The 1,217-nt window shown below is 38.7% G+C and carries 1 protein-coding gene; it reads left to right on the top strand.

From position 1 onward, the window contains the following. Nucleotides 1-363: 363 nt before the first annotated feature. Nucleotides 364-1,217, top strand: an 854-nt coding sequence (locus NFR99_RS15255) for an IS110 family transposase (RefSeq protein WP_135977068.1), incomplete at its 3' end; no start/stop codon positions are given.

Below are 1,217 nucleotides of genomic sequence, written 5' to 3'. Positions count from 1 at the left end.
CCTAGTATAATAATGGTGTAGTCAATCAAGACTACTTGTTTAATAAGTTTCTATAAATCAGATAACAGAAGAAGGTGTTCTTCCTTCATCAGATGTTATCCAAAAATAATTATCATGTCTGACGGTTCCTGATAGACACCAGATGAAACATAAGGTATTATCCCTTAGGATAGGATAAAGAATGTTCACCTCCTTGGGAAGCTGATTTTCATCAGCCTATACCTACAAGTGAGTCAATTAGTCCATTCGACAGGGTTTTATGTTTTAGCTGGTTGGGAACCGGAAGGCGATACCCGTATAACACGCCAGGTTGTGTACCTGCCAGATTGGAAATGGATTCCTATCAGAAAGGAGCTTTCACCCATGCCAAACAAAGTTATTTTTAATCCTGAGGATCTATTCATCTCTGTTGGTATTGATGTCGGTGCTGACTTCTCATGGATGTCTATCGCACTTCCAAACCAACAGTTTGTAGGAAAACCTTATAAAATCCTACACAACAAAATGAGTTCCCTTACAACCGCTGTTTCTAAAATAAAAGAAGCAGAAGAGCTGTATTCTTTGGAAAGTCGCATTTTCCTGGAATCCACGGGAATTTATCATTACCCACTCTTCTGCTATCTTCGTGATAAGGGTTTTAACTGCTCAGTTATCAATCCTATCATCACTAAGAATAGCACAAATATCAACATACGAAAAGTACATAATGACCGTTTTGATTCTAAAAAAGCGGCTTTGGTTGGTTTGAAACCTGATTTAAAGGTTTCTCTCATGCCTTCTGACCTTGCTTTGAACTGTCGTAATCTATGTCGTGAATACTATGACTTAATGGATAACCGCAGCGCTTACGTGAACAAACTCCAAGGTGAACTTCGCATGGCATTTCCACAATATCTTGGTATTTTTTCCAAGGTTACAATTAATACATCCCTTACCTTATTGGAAACTTATTCCTCTCCATCTGCTTTTATTGAAGCAGACAAACAAGAGATTATTGGTATCATCAAGTCAACTGCCCGTTTTGGGCTTACATATGCTCAAAACAAGTATAATGCCATTATCCAGGCTGCTCATGAAGCAAATGAGTTCGGTTACATCATTGACAGCAACATCAAGCGGATTCGGCTCTATATCAGCTTCATCCGCAAATATGATGAAGAAATCGGCAGCATTCTAGAAGCAATGCACGAACTCGTAAATGCTAATGAAGATACCGA

This window comes from Hominisplanchenecus murintestinalis (assembly GCF_943193015.1).
Classification (GTDB): Bacteria; Bacillota; Clostridia; order Lachnospirales; family Lachnospiraceae; genus Hominisplanchenecus_A; species Hominisplanchenecus_A murintestinalis.
Note: the sequence above shows the minus strand (reverse complement) of the source record. Positions and strands in the feature narration are given on the sequence as shown.